13 protein-coding genes are annotated in these 22,018 nt (G+C 72.4%); 7 read left to right on the top strand and 6 right to left on the bottom strand.

Features of this window, described 5'->3' with window-relative positions; all coding sequences use genetic code 11:
- Positions 1-319: 319 nt before the first annotated feature.
- Complete coding sequence (locus tag ACZ69M_RS36040) at positions 320-880, bottom strand: MarR family winged helix-turn-helix transcriptional regulator (protein ID WP_054230573.1); 561 nt, start codon at positions 878-880, stop codon at positions 320-322.
- 144 nt (positions 881-1,024) lie between these two features.
- Here ACZ69M_RS36040 and ACZ69M_RS36045 point away from each other — a divergent pair, with 144 nt between their 5' ends.
- Complete coding sequence (locus ACZ69M_RS36045) at positions 1,025-2,302, top strand: MFS transporter (RefSeq protein WP_470056684.1); 1,278 nt, start codon at positions 1,025-1,027, stop codon at positions 2,300-2,302.
- 71 nt (positions 2,303-2,373) lie between these two features.
- Here the strand turns inward: ACZ69M_RS36045 and ACZ69M_RS36050 are convergent, their stop codons facing one another.
- A complete protein-coding gene (locus ACZ69M_RS36050) occupies positions 2,374-4,023 on the bottom strand; it encodes an ATP-binding SpoIIE family protein phosphatase (RefSeq protein ID WP_470056686.1) in 1,650 nt (549 codons plus the stop codon).
- Between the two features lie 242 nt (positions 4,024-4,265).
- Complete coding sequence (locus ACZ69M_RS36055) at positions 4,266-5,645, bottom strand: NAD(P)/FAD-dependent oxidoreductase (RefSeq protein WP_470056688.1); 1,380 nt, start codon at positions 5,643-5,645, stop codon at positions 4,266-4,268.
- A gap of 374 nt (positions 5,646-6,019) precedes the next feature.
- On the opposite strand from ACZ69M_RS36055, the gene ACZ69M_RS36060 reads away from it, so the two are divergent.
- Both ACZ69M_RS36060 and ACZ69M_RS36065 read left to right on the top strand, forming a co-directional pair.
- Complete coding sequence (locus ACZ69M_RS36060) at positions 6,020-6,799, top strand: TetR/AcrR family transcriptional regulator (RefSeq protein ID WP_470056690.1); 780 nt, start codon at positions 6,020-6,022, stop codon at positions 6,797-6,799.
- 241 nt (positions 6,800-7,040) lie between these two features.
- Complete coding sequence (locus ACZ69M_RS36065) at positions 7,041-9,062, top strand: sigma-70 family RNA polymerase sigma factor (protein WP_470056692.1); 2,022 nt, start codon at positions 7,041-7,043, stop codon at positions 9,060-9,062.
- A 6-nt stretch (positions 9,063-9,068) separates the two neighbouring features.
- Here the strand turns inward: ACZ69M_RS36065 and ACZ69M_RS36070 are convergent, their stop codons facing one another.
- Positions 9,069-12,572: an AfsR/SARP family transcriptional regulator gene (locus ACZ69M_RS36070; protein WP_470056694.1), complete on the bottom strand. Its 3,504-nt coding sequence runs from the start codon at positions 12,570-12,572 to the stop codon at positions 9,069-9,071.
- A gap of 420 nt (positions 12,573-12,992) precedes the next feature.
- The gene (locus tag ACZ69M_RS36075) at positions 12,993-15,092 is read right to left on the bottom strand and encodes an asparagine synthase-related protein (RefSeq protein WP_352053435.1); all 2,100 of its coding nucleotides are present in this window, start codon (positions 15,090-15,092) and stop codon (positions 12,993-12,995) included.
- Between the two features lie 747 nt (positions 15,093-15,839).
- On the opposite strand from ACZ69M_RS36075, the gene ACZ69M_RS36080 reads away from it, so the two are divergent.
- The 4 genes from ACZ69M_RS36080 (at position 15,840) to ACZ69M_RS36095 (ending at position 21,015) form a co-directional block, all read left to right on the top strand.
- Positions 15,840-17,264 carry an MFS transporter gene (locus ACZ69M_RS36080; RefSeq protein WP_099921857.1) on the top strand — a complete coding sequence of 475 codons (1,425 nt, stop codon included), beginning with the start codon at positions 15,840-15,842 and terminating at the stop codon, positions 17,262-17,264.
- Between the two features lie 172 nt (positions 17,265-17,436).
- Positions 17,437-18,642 (top strand): L-2-hydroxyglutarate oxidase, encoded by a 1,206-nt coding sequence (gene lhgO / locus ACZ69M_RS36085; RefSeq protein WP_470056697.1) that lies wholly within the window; start codon positions 17,437-17,439, stop codon positions 18,640-18,642.
- A gap of 68 nt (positions 18,643-18,710) precedes the next feature.
- Positions 18,711-19,550, top strand: coding sequence for a tRNA (guanosine(46)-N7)-methyltransferase TrmB (gene trmB, locus ACZ69M_RS36090; protein ID WP_470056699.1), 840 nt, complete (start codon positions 18,711-18,713; stop codon positions 19,548-19,550).
- A 67-nt stretch (positions 19,551-19,617) separates the two neighbouring features.
- Complete coding sequence (locus tag ACZ69M_RS36095) at positions 19,618-21,015, top strand: PrsW family intramembrane metalloprotease (protein WP_470056701.1); 1,398 nt, start codon at positions 19,618-19,620, stop codon at positions 21,013-21,015.
- A 3-nt stretch (positions 21,016-21,018) separates the two neighbouring features.
- Here ACZ69M_RS36095 and ACZ69M_RS36100 read toward each other — a convergent pair whose 3' ends face one another.
- The gene (locus tag ACZ69M_RS36100) at positions 21,019-21,963 is read right to left on the bottom strand and encodes an aldo/keto reductase (RefSeq protein ID WP_470056703.1); all 945 of its coding nucleotides are present in this window, start codon (positions 21,961-21,963) and stop codon (positions 21,019-21,021) included.
- Between the last annotated feature and the right edge of the window lie 55 nt (positions 21,964-22,018).

Genomic DNA, 22,018 nt, shown 5'->3' on the forward strand with positions numbered 1-22,018 from the left:
TTTCCCTTTCCGGCGGTTCCGACTCTATCAGATCCTTTCGGGCCTGATTCCCAGTCAGCGGGGCTTGTCTTCCAGGCCCTTGGGCCGTTCCGACGTCCCAAACTTTAGCGGATCCTCTCGGCAGTTCCTAATCGGACCGCCGCGTCCCAGGCGAATTGAATTCGGGCACGCCGAATTCACCCGTTTGGGAGATCGTGCTGATGGTTGGGGTGCCGCTTCTGCGGCGGAGGTGCTACCGCAGAACCGTTACGGCCCCGTGGCAACTCGAAGAACCTTACGGATCCAGCAAGGTGGTGTCAACCATCTCTGTCAAGATCTTTTAATCGAGGTCGCTGAGCCGGCCGCCCGCGTCCGGCTGGGCGTGCTCCACGCGTCGCAGGAGACGCGTCAGGACCTCACCGAGGACACCGCGCTCGTCGGCGGACAGGTCCTGGAGGAGGTCCTCCTCGAAGACCGTGGCGAGGCGCATGGCCTCCAGCCACTTCTCGCGCCCCTCGTCCGTGAGCTCCACGATCACGCGGACACGGTTCGACTCGTCGCGCTCCCGGGTGACCAGACCCTCCGCGACCATCCGGTCGATCCGGTGGGTCATCGCGGCCGGGGTCAGGCCCAGCCGCTTGGCGAGGTCGCTGGGGCCCATCCGGTACGGCTCGCCGGACAGGACGAGGGCCTTGAGGACCTCCCACTCGGCGTTGCTGATGCCGAGGGTGGCGGTCTGGCGGCCGTAGGCGACGTTCATACGGCGGTTGAGGCGACCGAGCGCCGCCACGATCTTCTCGACCTGGGGGTCGAGGTCCCGGAACTCGCGCTGGTAGGCGGCGATCTGTTCGTCGAGTGTCGGCTCGGTTGTCGGCGCGGTGAGGCCGGGGGTGTCGCCCATGTCCGAAGTATCGCACGGGCTCGCTTGGCATTGAAGTCCTTGAAGCTGTACAGTTCAACATCTAACTTTAGCTTCGAAGTCTTCAGGCCTGCATCCATGCACGCCGAAGCTTCACGACCAAGGCAGGTGAAAGTGACCAGGGCGATGGGCGCAGCGATGCGCCGGATCCACGTGGGCAACGCACTCGGAGCGTTCGGGCTCGGCTTTACCGTCCCCTTCCTCTACGTCTATGTGGCGCAGGTACGGGGACTCGGTTCCATGACGGCGGGTCTCGTGCTCGCCGTCTTCGCCGTGGCCGCTCTCGTGGTGCTGCCGTTCGCCGGACGGGCCATCGTCCTGCGCGGCCCGCTGCCGGTCCTGCTCACCGCCCTGGTCACCGCCGCCGTCGGGGCGCTGAGCCTGGGGCTCTCGAGCAACGCCACGGCCGTACTGCTGTCGGCGGCGGCGCTCGGTGCGGGACAAGCGGTCATGCAGCCGGCGCTGGCGACGATGATCGTGGACTGCTCGACGGCGGACACGCGGTCGCGCGCCTTCGCGACACAGTTCTTCCTGCAGAACCTCGGGCTCGGCGTGGGTGGCCTGATCGGCGGCCACATCGTCGACACGACCCGCGCGAGTTCGTTCACGCTGCTGTTCGCGATCGAGGCGGCGATGTTCCTGGTGCTGGTCGTGATCATGGCAACCGTACGGGTGCCGCACGCGCCGCGGATCGAGGGGGACGCGCCGCAGGCCGAGGGCGGCAGCTGGAAGCAGCTGCTGGGCAACCGGGCCATGGTGCAGCTGTCCGTGCTGGGCTTCGTGCTGTTCTTCGCCTGCTACGGACAGTTCGAGTCGGGGCTGTCCGCGTACGGCGTCGAGGCGGCCGGGATCTCGACCTCCGCGCTCGGTACGGCGATGGCGGCGAACACGGCGATGATCGTGGTGGCGCAGTTCGCGGTGCTGAAGTTCGTCGAGCGCCGGAAGCGGTCGCGGGTGATCGCGGCGGTGGGCCTCATCTGGGCCGTGGCGTGGCTGGCCGCTGGATACGCGGGGCTGGGACACGGCAGCCAGACGATGGCGACGGCGGCGTTCGTCTCGACGTACGCGCTGTTCGGACTCGGCGAGGCGATGCTGTCGCCGACGGTCGCGCCGCTGGTCGCGGATCTCGCACCGACGGGACTGGCCGGCCAGTACAACTCGGCCTTCGCCCTGGTGAAGCAGCTCGCGCTGGCCGTCGGTCCTGCGGTGGGCGGCCCGATGGGGGCCTCGCTGCACGGTCCCTACGTCGTGACGTTTCTGCTCTTCTCGCTCGGCATCACGTTCCTGGCGCTCCGGCTCGGGCGGCAGCTCAGCCCCGTACAGAACCAGCCGTGGCTGGCGAAGAGCCGGGTGGTGGCTCAGGGCGGGGCTGCACCCGCGGAGCCGGTACCGGCGAGCGCCTGACGCAGGTTCGTACGGCGTTCGCACGACGGCTGTCACCACGTTTCACCGTGGCGGCAGCCGTCCGCTGTTTCTCAGGTGCGGGGCAGGGCGAACTCGCACCAGACCGCCTTCCCTCCCCCGGGCGTACGCCGCGACCCCCAGCCGGAAGCGATCGTCGCGACGATCGCGATACCGCGGCCGGCCTCGTCGGCGGGCTCGGCGCGACGCCGACGCGGCAGATGGTCGTCGCCGTCGGTGACCTCGATGATGAGGCGGCGGTCGGTGCGGCGCAGCCGAAGGCGCATCGGCGGGGTGCCGTGCTGGAGGGAGTTGGCGACCAGTTCGCTGGTGGCGAGGACGCCGAGATCGTGAAGGTCGGACGGGAAACGCCAACTCGTCAGCACGCCGGAGGCGAAGGCACGCGCGCGTGGCGCCGCTTCCACCCCGCCCAGCAGCTCCAGGGCCGCGTTGCGGAAGAGCTCGCCGTCGGGGCCCGTGCGGGCGGGGTGCTGAAGGACGAGGACGGCCACGTCGTCGTCGTGGTCGGCGGTGACGCCCGCGGAGCGGACGAGGCGGTCGCAGACGACCTGGGGCGTGCCGGTCGCCCCCGCGAGGGCGCGCTCCAGGGACGCGATCCCCTCGTCGAGGTCCTCGTTGCGGCGCTCGACCAAGCCGTCGGTGTAGAGGACGGCCGTGGAGCCGGGGCCCAGCGGGACCGAGCCCGAGGCGTGCATCCAGCCGCCGGTGCCGAGCGGTGGTCCGGTGGGTTCGTCGGCTCGGATCACGATGCCGTTCTCGTCGCGGACGAGGATCGGGAGGTGGCCCGCGGAGGCGTACACGAGACGCCCCTCGTTGGGGTCGTGGACGGCGTACGCGCACGTGGCGATCTGGTTGGCGTCGATCTCCGTGGCGAGTCCGTCGAGGAGTTGCAGGACCTCGTGCGGGGGCAGGTCGAGGCGGGCGTACGCGCGTACGGCGGTGCGCAGTTGCCCCATGACGGCCGCGGCCCGCACTCCGCGGCCCATCACGTCGCCGATGACGAGCGCGGTGCGGCCACCGCCGAGGGTGATCACGTCGTACCAGTCGCCGCCGACCGCGGCCTCTGTGCCGCCGGGCTGGTAAGTGGCGGCGACGCGGAGGTCGTCGGGTTCTTCCAGCTCCTGGGGGAGCAGGGAACGCTGGAGGGTGACGGCGGTCTCGCGCTGGCGGCGCTCGCTGGCGCGCAGTCGCTCCGCGGCCTCGGCGTGGTCGGTGACGTCGGTGGCGAAGACGAGTACGCCGCCGTCCTGGCCGTCCGGGGTGGCGTCGACGGGCGTGCAGGTGAAGGTGTACGAGCGACCGCCGGGGGCTTTGCGGGACTTGACCGTGCGCGGCTTGGCGCTGCGCAGCACCTGGTCGAGGAGCGGGAGCAGGCCGATCTCCGCGAGCTCGGGCAACGCCTCGCGTGCGGGTTCACCGACGGGCCGGGCGCCGAAGGCCGCCGCATAGGCGTCGTTGACGTAGGCCACGCGGTGGTCGTGGCCGTGCACGAGGGCGACGAGGGCCGGGACGCGGTCGAGGACCTCGCGCACGGGCAGGTCGTCGACGGCGGGGACGGGCGGCGCGTCGTCGGTCAGCTGCTCGGCGCGGGCCGCGGGCACGGAGCCCTCGCCTCGACGGTCCGGGGAGGCCGTGTGTTCGGTCCGCGCCGCGGCGCGGCGCTGCGTTCCGGGGAGCCGGGCGCTCCAGCGGGTGAAGTTCACCGAATCCTTGCCTCGTGATTGTCGTCTCCGGTCGGCTCCGGAATCCGGCCGGGGGTCCGGCCCGCGGCCGGAGCCACTGGAGCGCTGCCTCCCTGATCGGAATCCGGGAAATGCGGCGCTGGGGAAGAAGCCTGTGGGTGCGGATGAGCGAACCGTCGGCCCGCCCAAGGTCGGGACCAGTCTGGCCGACCGGACCGACATCCGTCAGACGCCTGCCTGATCGGTGGAGTTCCTGGGTCCGGTCAGGACGACCCCTTCGGGTCGAGCTTCGGGTCGATAGGATGCTTTCCACCGGCCGCGAGTTCGAACTCCGCTCGAGGATGTTCGAGCGATCCGAGGGACACGATCTCCCTTTTGAAGAGCCCCGCCAAGGTCCATTCGGCGAGTACGCGGGCCTTGCGGTTGAAGGTCGGGACCCTGCTCAGGTGGTAGACGCGGTGCATGAACCAGGCAGGATAGCCCTTCAGCTTGCGCCCGTAGACGTGCGCGACACCTTTGTGCAGCCCGAGGGACGCGACCGAGCCGACGTACTTGTGGGAGTACGTCTCCAGGGGCTCCTCGCGCAGGGAGTGGGCGATGTTGTCGCCGAGGACCTTGGCCTGGCGCACCGCGTGCTGGGCGTTGGGCGCGGTCTCCTTGCCGGGCTCCCCGGCGGTGACGTCGGGGACGGCGGCGGCGTCTCCCGCCGCCCACGCGTGCGGGGCGCCGTCGACGGTCAGCTCCGCGGTGCACTTGAGACGGCCGCGCCCGTTGAGGGGGAGGTCGGTGGCGGCCAGGATCGGGTGCGGTTTCACGCCGGCGGTCCACACGACCGTGCGCGTGGGGAAACGGGCGCCGTCGCTGAGGACGGCGATCCGGTCCGCGCAGGAGTCGAGGCGGGTTTCGAGGCGTACGTCGATGTTGCGGCGGCGCAGCTGGGTGACCGTGTACTTGCCCATCTCCTCGCCGACCTCGGGGAGGATGCGGTTCGAGGCCTCGACGAGGATCCACTTCATGTCGTCGGCGTTGACGTTGTGGTAGTAGCGGGCGGCGTAGCGGGCCATGTCCTCGAGTTCGCCGAGCGCCTCCACACCCGCGTAACCGCCTCCCACGAAGACGAAGGTCAGGGCGGCGTCGCGGATCCCTGGGTCGCGGGTGGAGGAGGCGATGTCCATCTGCTCGATGACGTGGTTGCGCAGCCCGATGGCCTCCTCGATGGTCTTGAAGCCGATGGCGTAGTCGGCGAGTCCGGGGATCGGGAGGGCGCGTGAGACCGAGCCGGGGGCGAGGACGAGCTCGTCGTACGTGATCTGCTCCGTGCCCGCGCCCTCCTCGGCGGTGGCGAGCGTGCTGAGCGTCGCGGTGCGCTTGGCGTGGTCGATGCTGTGGGCCTCGCCGATCACGATCCGGCACCGGTCGAGGACCCTGCGCAGCGGGACCACCACATGGCGCGGCGAGATCAGGCCTGCGGCGGCTTCGGGAAGGAACGGCTGATAAGTCATATAGGGGTCGGGGGAGACGACGGTGATCTCGACCTCGCCCCGATTCAGTTCCGGCTTCAACTTTCGTTGGAGGCGCAGGGCGGTGTACATCCCGACGTAGCCGCCGCCGACGATGAGAATGCGCACAGGTTCCTTCACCATCCCATGACGCACCCCGCTCTTGAGTTTGTCCACAGGCTCGACAATTTGTGTGACCGACGGCCGGGGGCCCGGGGGGTTGGCCGTTTTGCCGGAGCGCGGGAAGAGTGCGCAGGTCAGATGGGGTGATCGGAGGGTTCGGAGGGGGCGTAATCGGGAGGTAACCGACCCGTACTCCGATCGGGGGGCGCTCCGTGCGGAACCTGCCCCTTCTGAATTGACCCCCACTCAACTATGTTCGTGTGTCGACGGGGTGTAGGGGGATGCGCTCGACGAGTCCGCACGACGGGTTCGTGAATCAAGCTTGTTCCGCTCGCTCCGGCTTCCAATGGCGGGGAGAGTCTCCGGGGGGAGACGTCATTACCGGGGGAACGCTTATGCACATTCAGGATGCTCATTGGTCTTCCGCGTCTGCCATCGCGTCCGGTGGCACGGTCGGCGCGGCAACGGGCGGCAACGGCCGCGGTCCGGTGGAAGGATCGCGGACGACGCCGCTACGGGTGGACGCACAGCGCAATCTGGAACACGTACTGCGCGCGGCGCGCGAGGTCTTCGGCGAGCTGGGGTACGGCGCGCCGATGGAGGACGTCGCACGGCGCGCCCGGGTCGGCGTCGGCACGGTGTACCGGCGCTTCCCGAGCAAGGACGTCCTGGTCCGTCGGATAGCCGAGGAGGAGACCTCCCGGCTGACCGACCAGGCGCGCGCGGCGCTCGGTCAGGAGGACGAGCCGTGGTCGGCGCTCTCGCGCTTCCTGCGTACGTCGGTGGCCTCGGGCGCCGGGCGGCTGCTGCCGCCGCAGGTGCTGCGGGTCGGCGTCGCGGAGGAAGGACCCTCGGCGGACGAGGCACGGGTGCCGCAGCAGCGGTCCCAGCTCGCCCCCGAGCTCCGGCTCGTCGAGCAGCGGCCGGCGCCCGAAGAAGAGGCCATGGCCGCGGTGGCCGACGACGCCGGTGCGGCCGCGCTGCTCGACGTGGTGGGCCGGCTGGTGGATCGGGCGCGCGCGGCCGGTGAGCTGCGGGCGGACGTGACCGTGGCGGACGTACTGCTGGTCATAGCCACGGCGGCGCCTTCGCTGCCGGATGCCGCCCAGCAGGCCGCGGCCTCGGCCCGGTTGCTGGACATCCTGCTGGAGGGGCTGCGCTCGCGGCCGATGTGACGGCGGCCGGGGTGACGGAGTCCGAGGTGACGTAGTGCGGGGTCCGCGCATTCCGGCCGTGGCGCAACTGCCTTGTGAGGAGCGTTTATTGACTATTCCCCAAACGGATGACCACTAGTGCTGTCGTGTGGCAAGTCCCCACGGACGAGTGGTTGGTCCGTGCGGTGGGGTCCCGTCACTGAAGCGTGTGGCACTCTGTCCCGGTATTCGGGTCCGAGTGTGCAGGCGGGGGCTTTCCGCGATGAGCGTTGACGGGCGGGACGAGTCACCCGGTGACGGTGGCGCGGAGGCCGGCGGGCCGCCCTCGCGGCAGGTACCGAGCCAGGGCGGTCCGTCGGGCATCACCCCGGAACCCTCGGGTCCACCGGCTGCTCCAGGTACTTCGGGTGCTTCAGGTACTTCGGGTGCCCCGCGGGACGCCAGCGTTCCGGCGCAGCGCGACCGGTTCGACCGGCGTGACGGCGTCCTGCCGCCCCCGATCGGGCTGCCGCCCTCGGACGCCGACCTGATCGGGCGGATGCGGGCGGGCGACGACACGGCGTACGAGGAGTTGTACCGCCGTCACGCCGAAGCCGTCCGTCGCTATGCCCGCACCTGCTGCCGGGACGCGCACACCGCGGACGACCTCACCGCCGAGGTGTTCGCCCGCATGCTCCAGGCGGTCCGCCGCGGCCACGGCCCCGAGCACGCCGTACGCGCGTATCTGCTCACCACGGTCCGCCGCGTCGCCGCGAGCTGGACGAAGTCCGCGAAACGGGAACAACTGGTCGACGACTTCGCGGTGTTCGCCGCGCAGTCCTCCCGCACCTCCGAGGTGTCCGACGACGTCACGCTGGACCCGGGTGCCGACGTACGGGCGATGCACGAGGCCGAGCAGTCGATGGCCATGCAGGCGTTCCGGTCGCTGCCGGAGCGCTGGCAGGCCGTGCTGTGGCACACGGAGGTCGAGGACGAGTCCCCGAGCGAGGTCGCCACGCTCTTCGGGCTCGACGCCAACGGCACCCGCGTCCTGGCCAGCCGCGCCCGCGAGGGCCTCAAGCAGGCCTACCTCCAGGCACACGTCAGCGCCACGCTCATCATGGACGAGGAGTGCGCGCGCTACGCCGACCGGCTCGGCGCCTACGCCCGCGGCGGCCTGCGCACCCGGGCCGAGCGCGGACTGCGCAAGCACCTGGAGGAGTGCGCCAAGTGCCGACTGGCCGCGGGCCAGATCAAGGAAGTCGCCAGCGGGATCCCCGCGGTCGTGCCGGTCGCGGTCATCGGTTGGTTCGGTGCCGCCGGGTACGCGAAGGCCGTCGCGCTCATCGCCGGTGGCGCCGGAGCGGGTGCGGCCGGGGCGGCGGGCGCAGCGGCGGCGGCGAGCGGCGGCTCGGGCGGGGCGGCGGGCGCGGCCGGGGCGACGGGCGGCGGCTCGGGCGGGGTGGGCGCCGGGGGCGGCGCTGCCGCCTCGGAGGGGCTCGGCGCGCCGGTCAAGGCCGGTATCGCGGCGGGAGTCGTCGCGGTGGCAGCGGCGGCGGTGGCACTGGCCCTCGTAGGCAACGGCAGCCCGACCCAGAAGCCCGAGGCCAAGCCGCCGGCCACCTCGCCAGTGGTCGAAGCGCCACAGCCACAGCCGACACCGACGCCGACGCCGACTGCGTCGAAGAAGCCCGCGCCAGGGGCCCCGGTGGTGGCCTCCGCACCGAAGCCCAGCCCGACCCCGACCCCGACCCCCCGGCCCACCCCGACGCCCACACCCAAGCCATCACCCACCCCGACGCAGGCGCAGCCGAATCCCACCCCCACACCTACCCCCACACCGGCCCCCGCCCCGCCGCCGCCTCCGGCACCGGTCGTCTACCAGTGGAACGAGTTGAAGTACAACGTCACCGGTGACCACACCGAGCCCGAGATGCGGCTCGGCGAGAGCAGTTGGGTGTGGCAGCGGTGGGGAGTCTCGATCGCGGGGCAGCGGTACACCCACGGCGTGACCGTGCACGGCCGGTCCTCGGTCACCATCGACCTCAACCGCAGCTGCTCGGCGTACGACGCGCTGGTCGGCGTGGACGACCTGGCGCTGGGCCTCGGCCAGGTGAGTTTCTCCGTGTACGCCGACGGAGCGCGCCTGTGGCAGTCGCCGCTGATCAAGGGCGGCGAACCCGCGATCCCCGTGCATGTGAACCTCACCGGCCGCACAACGATCCGGCTGGCCGTCGAACCGCACACGAGATTCGACACGGTGGCCCTGGCGGACTGGGCGGAGTCCACGTTCCAGTGCCAGTGAGGTGAACTACTCCTCCAGCGCCTCCGCGAGCTCCCGCAGGGCGTCGGCCTGGGTGAAGCCCGCCCCCGTCGTCCGCTCGGAGTCATGGCGGACGGGACCGAGAGCGGCGCGCGCGGCGGTCTCCGTGCGCTCGGCACCGGTGCGCTCCTGGCTCGGACGGGGGTGACCGCCGCGCCAGGAAGTACCGGCGGCGAGCAGACGGGCCGCTCGGGGATGGTCACCGAGCTCGGACAGCAGGCCCGCCGCACTCTCGACGAGACTCGCGGTCACCACGTCGGCGCAGCGCCCCGTCACCGCCCCGGCCAACGCGTCGGCCATCTTGCGCAGGCCGGGCGCCGGGCCGGACTCGGCGGCCGTGACGAGCGCCTCGACCCAGTTCAGCCCCGCCATGAACTGCGGCGGCGGGGTGCCGCGCGCGGTCATCTCGCACGCCTGCTCCCACTGTTCACGCGCGACGGCGACCTCGCCGTCGTCCAGGGCCAGCTGGGCGCGCAGCAGACGGACGAAGGCGCCGGAGTCCGTGACGCTGTACCGCTCGGCCGCGGCGTTCGCCTCGTCCAGGGCGGCCAGGGCCTGCGAGCGCTCGCCCGCTCGGTAGGCGAGCTCGGCCAGCCGCGCCATGAGGAAGGGCGTCTCGGCGTACGCGCCGACCTCGAAGGCCAGCCGCAGTGCCTCCTCGTACTCGCCCTTGGCCTCGTCGTAGAAACCGCGCGCCGTGGCCGCCTCCCCCGCGGCGCTGCACACCTGGGCGCGCACCCAGCGGTCACCCACCCGCCGGCTGAGCACCCGTAGCTCCGCGAGGTCGTCGTCCACGCCCGGCATGCCGCCCGGGGCGTCGACGACCATGTGCGTACGGAACATCAGGGTGACGCCGATCTCCCACTCACCGCCGTACGCACGGCAGTTGGCGAGCGCCGCGTCCATCGAGGGACGCACGTCGTGCCAACCGCTCAGGAAGAAGGCGGTCATCGGCCAGACGATGCCCGGCATGGTCGCCGCGTCAGGACCGCCCTTCTCGAAGAAGTCCCGCACCCGCAGGATGTACTCCTGAATCCGCGGGTACTCACCTGCGTCCCACGGATCGGTGTCCACCAGCATGAACAGGTGGAGCATGCGCGCCCGCATCCGCATGCCGTGCAGCGGATGGGACTCCTCGTGGTCCGGGGCGTCGAGGTAGGCGGCCAGTGGGTCGAACCGGTCCAGGTCCGCGAAGAGGTCGCCACCGCCGCGACCCTCGCTCCCCTCACCACCGTCGCCGCTCTCCCCGCCGTACGCCCCCCGCGCCTCGGACACGACGGGCCTCGCGTCGAGCGCCGCGCCCAGCCGCAGCAGGCGGTCCGTCCATTCCCCGCCCTCGCGGCGGAAGTTGCGCAGCCACCAGAACCAGCCCATGGCGAGGACGATCGCACCGGTGTCCTCCTCCGCACCGGCGACGATCGCGCGGTGCAGTGCCGCCCGGATGTTGTCGAGCTCGGTCTCCAGACGGTGGATCCAGGGCAGCTGCGCGGCGGAGCGCAGCAGTGGCTCGGCCTCCTCGACGAGGTCACGCGCCCACGCGCGGTGGCGCCGCTCGGCCGCGGCGCGCAGCTCGGGGACTTCGGCGGCGCGCTCGGTGGCGTACTCGTGGATCGTCTCCAGCATGCGGTACCGCATGCCGCCACCACCGTCCTCGTCGTACGGGGCGGACGGGGTCGCGACGATCAGTGACTTGTCGACGAGCGCCCCGACAAGATCGGTCACGCCACCGGCGCCCGGACCGGTGAGGGAACCGGTGCAGACGGCTTCGGCGGCCGTGAGGTCCCAGCCGCCCGCGAAGACGGACGCCTCGCACAGCACGGCCCGCTCCCGTTCGTCGAGCAGGTCCCAGGACCAGTCGACGACCGCGCGCAGGGTCTGCTGGCGGGGCAGCGCCGTGCGGCTTCCGGAGGTGAGCAGCCGGAAGCGGTCGTCGAGCCGGTCCGCGATCTGGCGTGGTGTCAGCAGCCGCAGGCGCGCGGCGGCCAGCTCGATGGCCAGGGGCAGGCCGTCGAGCCGCCGGCAGATCTCGTCCACCGCCTCGGAGTCGTGGAGCGCGGCGCCGGCGTCGGGGCGTACGGCCGCCGCGCGCTCCATGAACAGCCGGCGCGCGGGGTCGGGCGGCAGGGGCTCGACCGGGCGCACCAACTCGCCGGGGACGCCGAGTGGTTCACGGCTGGTGGCGAGGATGGTGAGCCCCGGGCAGCGGGTGAGCAGGGTCTCGGCGAGTGCGGCGGCCGCGCCGATGACGTGCTCGCAGTTGTCGAGGATCAGGAGCTGGCTGCGCGGGGCGCAGTACTCGACGAGCAGGCCGAGCGGGTCGTCCTGGCCGGCCAGCGCCATCTCGTGGGTCATCAACACGGTCTCGCGCAGACCGAGGGCGCTGACCACCGCGCCCGGGACCGCCTCGGGCCGGTCGAGCGGGGCCAGCTCGACCAGCCAGGCCTGCGGGAGCCCGGCGGCGGCTTCCTCGGCGAGGCGGGTCTTTCCCGAACCGCCCGGTCCGGTCAGCGTGACCAGGCGTGCCCTCTGCACATCCGAACGGATCGCGTCGAGTTCGGGTTCCCGGCCGACGAAGGAGTTCAGACGGGGGCGGAGGTTGCCGGTGCGTTCGGGGTCGAGGCGGGGGTCGGGGAGGTGTCCGTCCTCGGCCGATTGCGGAGTCGACCGCTGACCGAAGAAGCCGGGCCCTCGCCCTGTTGCCGCCTCCGCCCCGCCCCCTTCCCGCCGTACGCGATGGTCGGCGTCCACGGGTATGGTCCCCGGCCCGCCCGCTCCCGCCGGGGCGAGCAGCTCCGCGTGCAGCCTTTGCAGTTCCCCGCCGGGATCCGCACCCAGACCCTCCTGGAGGGCGCGGCGCACCCCTTCGTACGCGGCCAGCGCGTCCGCTCCCCGGCCCGCGTCGCGCAGGGCGCGGATGAGCAGGGCGTGCAGGGCCTCGTCGTACGGGTGGGCGGTTGTCAGCTCCGTCAGCTCCGGTACGACGTCGGGGGCGCGGCCCAGTCGCAGGTCCGCGTCGATGCGGGTGCGCGTCGCCTGCACGCGGAGCGCGTCCCAGCGGGCGGCGGCGTCTCGGTCGGGGAGGTCCGCGAGAGCCGGGCCGTGCCACAGGGTGAGGGCGTCGCGCAGGGTGTGGGCGGCGGTGGACGCGTCGCCGCGATCGAGGGCGGCCTTGCCGTCCCGTACCTGCCGCTCGAAGACGAACAGGTCCACGTCGTCCTTGGTGGCCCGCAACCGGTAGCCGCCCGCCTCCGAGGCGACGGCGTCCTTGCCGATCGCTCGGCGCAGGCGGCCAACCAGGGCCTGCAACGCCGCCGGGGCGTCCAGTGGGGGTTCGTCCGCCCATACCTCGTCGATCAGGGTCTGGGGGGTGGTCGTGCGGTCCGTCCGTCGGGCGAGCGCCGTAAGCAGGGCGCGTACCCGGGGGCCGCCCAGCGCGACCGGGGCCCCCTGATCATCTTCCGCCTGGGCGACCCCCAGGATTCTGTACCGCACCCGCCTATTCTCACCTCGCCCGGTGCGCAGAGCCGAGGCTTTCCCCGGCGGGCCTCCGCTCCGGCCCACGCCCGGTTTCTTCGCCCCCGCCGCCCCTACCCGTCCCATCCTCAACCTGGGGGCTCCGCCCCCAGACCCCCGGGTGGTTCGTCGACTGCGGGCCGGTGGGGGCCGATCGCGCAGTTCCCCGCGCCCCTGGGGGGCCGGGGCTGCGCCCCAGGCCCCCCATCGGCCCCACCGGCCCGCAGCCGTCCGCGCGCGGAAGGGGCCGTGCCGGTGCGTCGTAAGCCCGTCGCTTACGTTCGGGTCTGGAAGCGGCTCCTTGTAGGGCAAGGCCTGATCCGGCGGCGACGGGCTCGACGTACCGGCGCGGCCCCGACCCAACAACGGCCCAGAGACGCCCCAGGGACAACTCGATCGCTAGCCCCGCCCCCCGGCCCCCGCCCCCAACGCCCGCCCCTGCGGCACGATCCCCGCGGGCACGGCCCGTTGGCGGGCGGGCGTGCCCGTCCAGCACGTGCCGCGGCGGGCCAGCAGACGGCGCAGCCACAGTTCAAGGGAGACCAGATCCGCCAGCCCGTCCAGCGGCAGCGGCTCCCCCGCCGCGGCCGCCCGCAGCGCCTTGCGGACGACCCGTGCCTCGACGAGCCCCGCCTGCGCCAGCAGAGGAGTGTCGAACAAGGCGATCAGAGAATCCGCGGCCACCCGCAACCCCGTCCGCGCCGCCGCCGCCGAGGACGCATGCGAGGGCGCGCCCCAGCCGGGCGGCAGGTCGGCCACCCCGGCACCCTCCAGGACGGTCCGGAGGATCGCGGCGCGCGCCCCGGGCTGGACCCGCAGCGCCTCCGGCAACTCACGGCACGCGCGGACGACCTGGTTGTCCAGGAACGGCGCGTGCAGCCGCTGGAAGCGGATCTCGGCGGCCTGTTCCAGGACGCGAAGATCGGCGGCGTGGCGCGCGAGCGCCGCCCGCGCGCGGAAGTCACCGGGCCGCTGCCCGGGACCCACCACCCCCGTCCGACCTGCGGCTCCTTGTAGGCGAACCGATACTTCAGCCAGCGCCTCACCGGTCAGCCAACGCGCCGCGGGACCAGGCCTGGCCCAGGTGAGCGCAGCGAGTGACGCACCCACCGCGCCCCCCGGTTCGTCGAAGCGCCGGTGCAGCAGCCGGTCGGCGAGAACGTCGACGCCGGTCCGGTACGGCGTACGGGCGAGCTTGCGCGCGGCGCCGTACACGCGCGCGGGCACCATGACGGACCCGTCCGCCTTCGCCAACGCGGCGACGGGCCGGACCAGATGGCGTCTCTTGCGGTCCATCAGCAGGTCGGCCAGCCGCGCGGGGTGCGCGTCCAGGACCTGCCGGGCCCCGTACCCGGTGAAGTGGTCCGCGCTGCCGGAGGACAGCCGCGCACGGTGCCGCGCCGCCGTCACCAGCGACGGCCCCGGCTCGTCCGTCAGCGGCCCCTCCAGGTCGGCGTACGGAAGCGTCTCCTCGCCCCCGGCGACGACCACGTGGTGCAGCCGGGGGTTCGCGGCGAGCGTCCCGGCCCGCTCCACCTCGGCCTCCCGTCCGCGCACGGCGAGGTCGTTGAAGGTGACGGCGAGGAGCCGCTCACCGGCGCCCGTGCCGTGCCCGAGGACCGTGCCGGGCGCCCCCGGCAGCCCCGCCGCGAGCAGGGCCAGCGTCCCGGAGGCGGGCCCTCCGGAGAGGTCGGCGCCGATTCCCGGTACGGGCATCCCGCGCGCCGCGCGCCGCTCCGCGGGCCCCATCCCGGGTACGGGCCCGGGGTCGATGTCGGTCCCGGGTACGTGCCGGGGAGCGGCGAGGCGCGCGCGTACGGCCTCCACGAGGGCGTCCCGGACGCCGTCCACCGCGCTGTCGGGATCCGCGCTGGGCGCGGCGACGGCGAGGGAGGCGACGGGCTCGTAGCCGGCGACCTCGCGGGCACCCGCGCGCAGGATCAGCGCGTGCCCCGGCGGAATGCGTCGTACGCCTTCGTACGGGGTCGAGTCGTGGACCGCGGCCGGTACGTCGGGGGCGGCGAGCAGGGCCGCCAGGTGCCCGAAGTCGAGGTTGGCCTCGATGAGGTCGGCCAGCGGCAGGGCGGCGGTCGCGTAGGCCGTGCCGCCCGCCCAGGGGGTGTGGAAGACGGGCCGTGCGCCCGCGAGGTCGCCCGCGACGGTGGTGCGGCGGCCGACCTGGACGACGGCGGTGTAGCTGCCGGACCAGGCGGTGAGGTGGCGCAGTGCGCCGCCGCGCGCGGCGAAGAGGCCGACCTTGAGTTCCTCGTCGCTCGCCCCGCAGGTGCCGAGGACGGCGATCCGGTTCTGCGCGTCGGCCTTGATGACCCGGACCTCGTCGGGGCGCCAGTCGCCGACCGCCCAGAGCGGATCGGGGTCGCCCCACAGGAGTTGGGAGCCCACCGGGTGCACGGTCTCGCCGTCGCTTCCGGTGGCGCCCGCCATGCCGATCTCGGGCGCCCTGGCGGCGGTACTGCTCCACCCCACCAACCACCGCATCGACGCCTCCACAGGCTGTGGACAACCAGTGCACCGTACGAACTCGGCTCCATGCTGCCACGAAGACCGCGTACGGGAGGGCCCCTGGGGTGGCTTGCGCCCCCTGGAATGCGCCCCCGCGAATACGTTCGCGCCGTTGGGGGGCCGCTGCAAAGCCGATCCGAAGCAGATGCGAACACCCGCCCGAGGCAAGGCGATCACGAAGGATTCACTGGGAACGACGAGTGGGCGGGGGTGGATCGGCGACGCGAATGCGCCCCCGGTACGCTCCCCGAAAGCACCTCATGCGCCCTCAAGTGACGTGGTAGGAGCGATATTTGCCCGCAAAGGCCACCGTCGATTTTCGGCCAAATCGGCTGCGGGCGGACAGGCGTGCACACGCTCCGTACAGGCCCGGCGCACCGCTCCGACAACGCACAGTCCGGGAGGCGGAGTTCGCCTCCCGGACCGGTCCGCCGCCCGCGGGGATGTAGGCGGCGGTGTCCCCCAGCCCACTGGATCCAGTACAGCGGGCCGACCCACGCACGATCCATGGAAGCGCTCCCCCGATGGCCGGAGAAGAGCGCACGGACGGGCGCACGGCCACACAGCGGGAGCACGATGCAACCGTCCGTACTTCCGTACGGACCACAATCCCGCCATCCGGAACAACGCCCCTTAACGCTTGGGATGCGGCGAACTACGCTGGGTTTACGAATGCCGCATGGTTATGCCAGCGCGGCAGCCGTCTGTGTCGAGGGGTGGCGCATGTCCAGGGAGCAACGCGGGCCGAACGAAAAACTCGGCGCCGTTCTCGCCCTCGCGGGAATCAGCAATGCAGGACTCGCGCGGCGCGTCAACGATCTTGGCGCTCAACGCGGGTTGACTCTTCGCTACGACAAGACGTCGGTGGCGCGCTGGGTGTCGAAGGGAATGGTGCCGCAGGGTGCGGCGCCACATCTCATCGCGGCCGCCATCGGTCAGAAGCTCGGCCGCCCGGTGCCGCTCCACGAGATCGGCCTGGCGGACGCGGATCCCGCGCCCGAAGTGGGCCTCGCCTTCCCCCGTGACGTCGGGCAGGCGGTGCGGTCCGCCACCGAGCTGTACCGCCTCGATCTCGCCGGCCGCCGGGCCGGCAGCGGCGGCATCTGGCAGTCCCTGGCGGGATCCTTCGCAGTGAGCGCTTACGCGACTCCCGCCTCACGGTGGCTGATAACCCCGGCCGACAGTTCGGTGGCGCGGGACGTGAACCCTTCCGAGGGCTCCGGGGCACCACTGAAAGTCGGCCACAGCGATGTGCAGAAGCTCCGCGAGGCAGCAGAGGACGCCAGGCGCTGGGACTCCAAGTACGGAGGTGGCGACTGGCGTTCGTCGATGGTGCCGGAATGTCTGCGGGTCGAGGCGGCACCGCTGTTGCTCGGCGCCTACTCCGACGAAGTGGGCAGAGCCCTGTTCGGGGCGAGTGCCGAGCTGACCCGCCTGGCGGGCTGGATGGCCTTCGACACGGGCCAGCAGGAGGCCGCCCAGCGCTACTACATCCAGGCCCTGCGCCTGGCCCGGGCCGCCGCCGACGTCCCCCTGGGCGGCTATGTACTGGCCTCCATGTCCCTCCAGGCGACCTACCGCGGCTTCGGCGACGAGGGCGTCGACCTCGCCCAGGCCGCCCTGGAGCGCAACCGGGGGCTCGCCACCGCCCGCACCATGAGCTTCTTCCGCCTCGTCGAGGCACGCGCCCACGCGCGCGCGGGTGACGCCCAGGCGGCCGGCGGCGCCCTGAAGGCCGCCGAGGGCTGGCTGGAGCGGGCCCGGGACGGCGACCACGACCCGAGCTGGCTCGGCTTCTACTCGTACGACCGTTTCGCGGCCGACGCGGCCGAGTGCTACCGCGACCTGAAGGCACCGCGCCAGGTGCGCCGCTTCACCGAGCAGGCACTGTCGAAGCCGACGGAGGAGTTCGTACGCTCCCACGGCCTGCGACTGGTGGTGTCGGCGGTCGCCGAGCTCGAGTCGGGCAATCTCGACGCGGCATGCGAGCAGGGCGTACGGGCGGTGGAGGTTGCCGGGCGGATTTCCTCCGCGCGCACGACGGAGTACGTGAAGGACCTTCTGCACCGTCTGGAGCCCTACGGCGACGAACCGCGTGTGGTGGAGCTGAGGGAGCGGGCACGGCCCCTGCTGATGGCCCCGGCGTAGTCGCTCCGCTGGTGGACCGGTACGACCGGGGTGGTTCGGCCGCGGGTCGTCTGTGGCTGGTCGCGCGGTTCCTCGCGCCCCTGCGGGGCTCGGAGAACCGCTTCCGGCGCTTCGCGGGTTTGAAGGCATTGTCAGTGGCGCAGTGCACTCTTGAAGCCGGGAGGTGGAACAGGTGCGGGTCGCTTACGACTGCGATGTGCTGGTGATCGGCGGCGGGATCGTCGGCCTGGCGACGGCGTATGCGATCACGCGCGCCGCGCCGGGCACGCGGGTGACGGTGCTGGAGAAGGAGCGGGGCCCCGCCCGGCACCAGACGGGGCGCAACAGCGGGGTGATCCACAGCGGGATCTACTACCGGCCCGGCTCGCTGAAGGCGCGGTACGCCGTGCGGGGCGCCGCCGAGATGGTGAAGTTCTGCGCGGAGTACGACATCGCGCACGCCGTCACCGGAAAGCTGATCGTCGCCACGGACAAGGCCGAGCTGCCCCGTCTGCACGGGCTCGTGCAGCGCGGCCGGGAGAACGGGATTCCGGTGCGGGAGCTGGGCCCCTCCCAGATAGCGGAGTACGAGCCGCAGGTGCGCGGGCTCGCCGCGATCCACGTGGGCACGACAGGGGTGTGCGACTACGTCGCCGTGGCCCGGCAGCTCGCCGAGTCCTCCGGGGCGGAGATCCGGTACGGGGCGCAGGTCGTGCGCATCGACCGCCGCCCCGCGCTCGGTGTCGCCGTCCGCACGGAGGACGGGGCGGTCGTGCGGGGACGGGTCCTGGTCAACTGCGCCGGGCTGCACTGCGACGAGATCGCGCGCCTGGCCGGGGACGAGCCCGGCATGCGGATCATCCCCTTCCGCGGGGAGTACTACTCCCTGGCGCGTCCCGAGCTGGTCCACGGCCTGGTCTACCCGGTCCCCGACCCCGCCTTCCCCTTCCTCGGCGTGCACCTCACCCGGGGGATCGACGGAGACGTCCACATCGGGCCCAACGCGGTGCCCGCGCTCGCCCGGGAGGGGTACGGGTGGGGGGTCGTCCGGCCCCGTGAGGTGGGCGTGGCCGTGGCGTGGCCCGGTTCCTGGCGGATGGCGCGGCGGCACTGGCGGTACGGGGCGGGGGAGCTGCGGCGGTCGGTGTCCAAGGCGGCGTTCACCGGGGCCGTGCGGAGGCTGCTGCCGGCGGTGACGCCGGACGACCTGATCCCGGCCTCGGCAGGTGTCCGGGCCCAGGCCGTCCTGAGGGACGGCACCCTGGTGGACGACTTCCTCATCGAGGAGGGCCCGCGGACCGTACACGTCCTGAACGCGCCGTCTCCCGCCGCCACCGCCTCGCTCCCGATCGGCCGCGAGGTTGCGCGCAGGGCGCTGGAGGTGCTGGCGGGGACGTGACGGGGTGACGGATGGGACGGGCAGGGGCGGCAGGCCGCTCCCGGGGGCGCCGTAAAATCGTCCTCACTGTGTCTGACTCCATTGACTCCCCCGAAGAGCCCCGGTCCAGCTCCACCGCCGGAGGTGAGCCCCACCGGCATGTCCGGGCCAAGGGGGAGCCCCGGTTCCCCGACGGTCCGAAGGCCGACCCCGCCGGATCGCACTTCGAGCGGCGGATCCGGAGTTTCCAGCCGCGGCGCAGCCGGGTCACCACGGGCCAGGCGGACGCGTTGCAGCGGCTGTGGCCCAAGTGGGGGCTCGACATCGACGGGCAGCGGGTGATCGATCTCGCGGAGTTGTTCGGGGGCGAGCGACCCGTCGTGCTGGAGATCGGGTTCGGGATGGGCGAGGCCACCGCGCGGATGGCGGCGGAGGACCCGGAGACGGGGATCCTCGCCGTCGACGTGCACACGCCGGGGCAGGGCAACCTGCTCAATCTCGCGGACCAGAACGGGCTCACCAACATCCGCGTCGCCAACGGTGACGCGATCATTCTGCTCAGGGAGATGCTCACGCCGGATTCCCTGAGCGGGCTGCGCGTGTACTTTCCCGATCCCTGGCCCAAGAAGCGGCACCACAAGCGGCGGCTGATCCAGCCGGAGTTCCTCAGCCTCGCCGCGACCCGCCTCAGGCCCGGCGCCCTCGTGCACTGCGCGACCGACTGGGAGCCGTACGCCGAGCAGATGCTGGAAGTGCTGAGCGCGCACCCGGACTTCGAGAACACCCGGCCGGACGGCGGTTACGCGCCTCGTCCGGACTTCCGGCCACTGACCCGTTTCGAGGGTCAGGGACTGGAGAAGGGTCATGTGGTGAACGACCTCCTGTTCCGGCGCGTACAGCACCGAGACCAGGACACATCCGGCGACTGAAGACCCGCGGACGAACACCACCAGGCGCCGTCGCGGGCAGCGCCCCTCCCTCGTTAGGGTCAATGCCGTGGCCACCTTCCCCCCGTACCCGACGTATCCCGGCGGTCCCACCGGTGGGCCGGCCGACGGTGCACTGCGGCACGCGCACTGGTGGCAGCGGAAGTGGGTGCGCTACGGCGCGCTGATCACCCTGCTCGCGCTCTCCGGCCTCGTCATCCTGGCCCTGGTCCGCCAACAGACCGGCACCGAGGGCTTCCTGGTCGGGCTCGGCCTCGCCGTGCTGCCCGTGCCGCTCCTCGTCGCCGCGTTCCGCTGGCTGGACCGGGTGGAGCCCGGCCCCTGGCGCAATCTGCTCTTCGCCTTCGCGTGGGGCGCCTGCGCGGCGGCCCTGATAGCGATCGTCGCCAACAGTTTCGCGACCAGATGGATAGCGACCGCCACCGCCGACCCGTCCAGCGCCGACACGCTCGGCGCGACCGTCATAGCGCCGATCGTGGAGGAGTCCGCGAAGGCCGCCGCCGTGCTCCTGGTCTTCCTCTTCCGCCGCCGGGACTTCACGGGGATCGTCGACGGGGTCGTCATAGCCGGAGTCACCGCGACCGGCTTCGCCTTCACCGAGAACATCCTCTATCTCGGCACCGCCTTCGGCACGGACCAGCTCAACGGCGACCGCGGTCTGGCCTCCGTCACCGCCGCGACCTTCTTCGTCCGCGTCGTGATGTCGCCCTTCGCGCACCCCCTGTTCACGGTGCTCACCGGCATCGGTTTCGGCATCGCGGCGCTGTCCGCCGAGCGCCAGCATGTGCGCCGCGTCCTGCTGCCCCTGACCGGACTGCTGCTCGCGATGGGCATGCACTCCATGTGGAACGGCTCGTCGAACTTCGGGGAGTACGGCTTCTACGCGGTGTACGGGGCGTTCATGGTGCCCGCGTTCGGTCTGCTCACCTTCCTCGTCATCTGGACGCGGCAGCGGGAGCTGAAGACCGTACGGACCGAACTTCCGGCGTACGCGGCGGCCGGATGGCTCACCCCTCCCGAGCCGTACGTGCTCGGCTCGATGCGGGCGCGGCGGCTGGCCCGCGACTACGCCGCCCACCACTTCGGCAGGGCGGCGGCGCGCTCGGTCGCCCAGTACGAGGCGTACGCGACCTCGCTGGCGTTTCTGCGGCACCGGGGGCGCAGTGGCCGCGCCAACGCCGACTTCGTCGTACGGGAGCGGGAGTTGCTGCACGAGCTGTGGCGCCGCCGGGAGGTCGCCCGCCCCTCCCTCGCGTACGCGGCCCACGCGTCGGCCCCGGCCGTACCGGTGCCGCCGCAGCTACCGCCGCCGTGGCCCGGGTACGGCTACGCGCCGGTGCCCGGCCAGGTGAACCCCGCCGGCGCGACCCCGTACCCCGCCGGCGCGACGACCCCGTATCCCGCCCCGGCGACGCCGTACCCCGCGTACAACCCCTACCAGTCGTAGGCCTCAGGCGGACGCCTCCGTCAGCCTGGCCACCTCCGCGTCCGTCAGGGTCAGGTCGGCGACCGCCAGCAGAGCGGGCAGCTGCTCGACCGTCCGTGCGGAGGCGATCGGCGCCGCGACCGTCGGCCGGGCGGCGAGCCAGGCGAGGGCGACCGTGGCGACCTCGGCGTCATGGGCCCCGGCGACCTCGTCGAGGGCGGCCAGGACACGGATGCCGCGCTCGGTGCCGAGGTGCTTGCCCGCGCCCTCGGCCCGCGCGGACTCGACCGTCGTACCCGGGCGGTACTTGCCGGTGAGGAAGCCGGACGCGAGCGCGAAGTACGGCATGGCGGCCAGGCCGGTCCTGGAGGCGACCTCCTGGAGCGGGCCCTCGTAGGTGTCGCGCGAGACGAGGTTGTAGTGGGGCTGGAGGGCGACGTAGCGGGCGAGGCCCTCGCGGTCGGAGAACTCCACGGACTCCGCGAGCCGCTCGGCGGAGATGTTGGAGGCGCCGATCTCCCGGACCTTGCCGGCCCGGACCAGTTCGTCCAGCGCGCCGATGATCTCCTCGACCGGCACCGAGGTGTCGTCGAAGTGGGTGTAGTAGAGGTCGATGTAGTCCGTGCCGAGGCGGCGCAGCGAGGCGTCGGCGGCGGCCTTGATGTTCGCCGGGGACAGGCCCTTGTACTCGGGGTGGGTACTGACCTTGGTGGCGAGGACGACGTCGGAGCGGTTGCCGCGCGCGGCGAACCACTTGCCGATGACGGTCTCCGACTCACCGCCCGTGTGGCCGGGGATCCACGCGGAGTAGCCGTCGGCGGTGTCGACGAAGTTGCCGCCCCCGGCCGTGTACGCGTCGAGCACGGCGAAGGACTGCGCCTCGTCGGCGGTCCAGCCGAAGACGTTGCCGCCGAGGGAGAGCGGGAAGACCTCGAGGTCGGAGGAGCCGAGCTTGCGTAGAGAAGTCATGCCTTATTTCAACAGCCGTAGCGGATTCCCATATTCCGCATACGGCCCCCGGGAA

This window comes from Streptomyces sp. NPDC107454, assembly GCF_055582885.1.

What these genes read in the sequence shown, in the direction of transcription:
- ACZ69M_RS36045 (WP_470056684.1), top strand. Translation starts at nt 1,025, where the DNA reads ATGGGCGCAGCGATGCGCCGGATCCACGTGGGCAACGCACTCGGAGCG.
- ACZ69M_RS36065 (WP_470056692.1), top strand. Translation starts at nt 7,041, where the DNA reads ATGAGCGTTGACGGGCGGGACGAGTCACCCGGTGACGGTGGCGCGGAG.
- ACZ69M_RS36080 (WP_099921857.1), top strand. Translation starts at nt 15,840, where the DNA reads ATGTCCAGGGAGCAACGCGGGCCGAACGAAAAACTCGGCGCCGTTCTC.
- ACZ69M_RS36055 (WP_470056688.1), bottom strand. Translation starts at nt 5,645, where the DNA reads ATGGTGAAGGAACCTGTGCGCATTCTCATCGTCGGCGGCGGCTACGTC.
- ACZ69M_RS36060 (WP_470056690.1), top strand. Translation starts at nt 6,020, where the DNA reads ATGCACATTCAGGATGCTCATTGGTCTTCCGCGTCTGCCATCGCGTCC.
- ACZ69M_RS36040 (WP_054230573.1), bottom strand. Translation starts at nt 880, where the DNA reads ATGGGCGACACCCCCGGCCTCACCGCGCCGACAACCGAGCCGACACTC.
- ACZ69M_RS36100 (WP_470056703.1), bottom strand. Translation starts at nt 21,963, where the DNA reads ATGACTTCTCTACGCAAGCTCGGCTCCTCCGACCTCGAGGTCTTCCCG.
- ACZ69M_RS36075 (WP_352053435.1), bottom strand. Translation starts at nt 15,092, where the DNA reads ATGCGGTGGTTGGTGGGGTGGAGCAGTACCGCCGCCAGGGCGCCCGAG.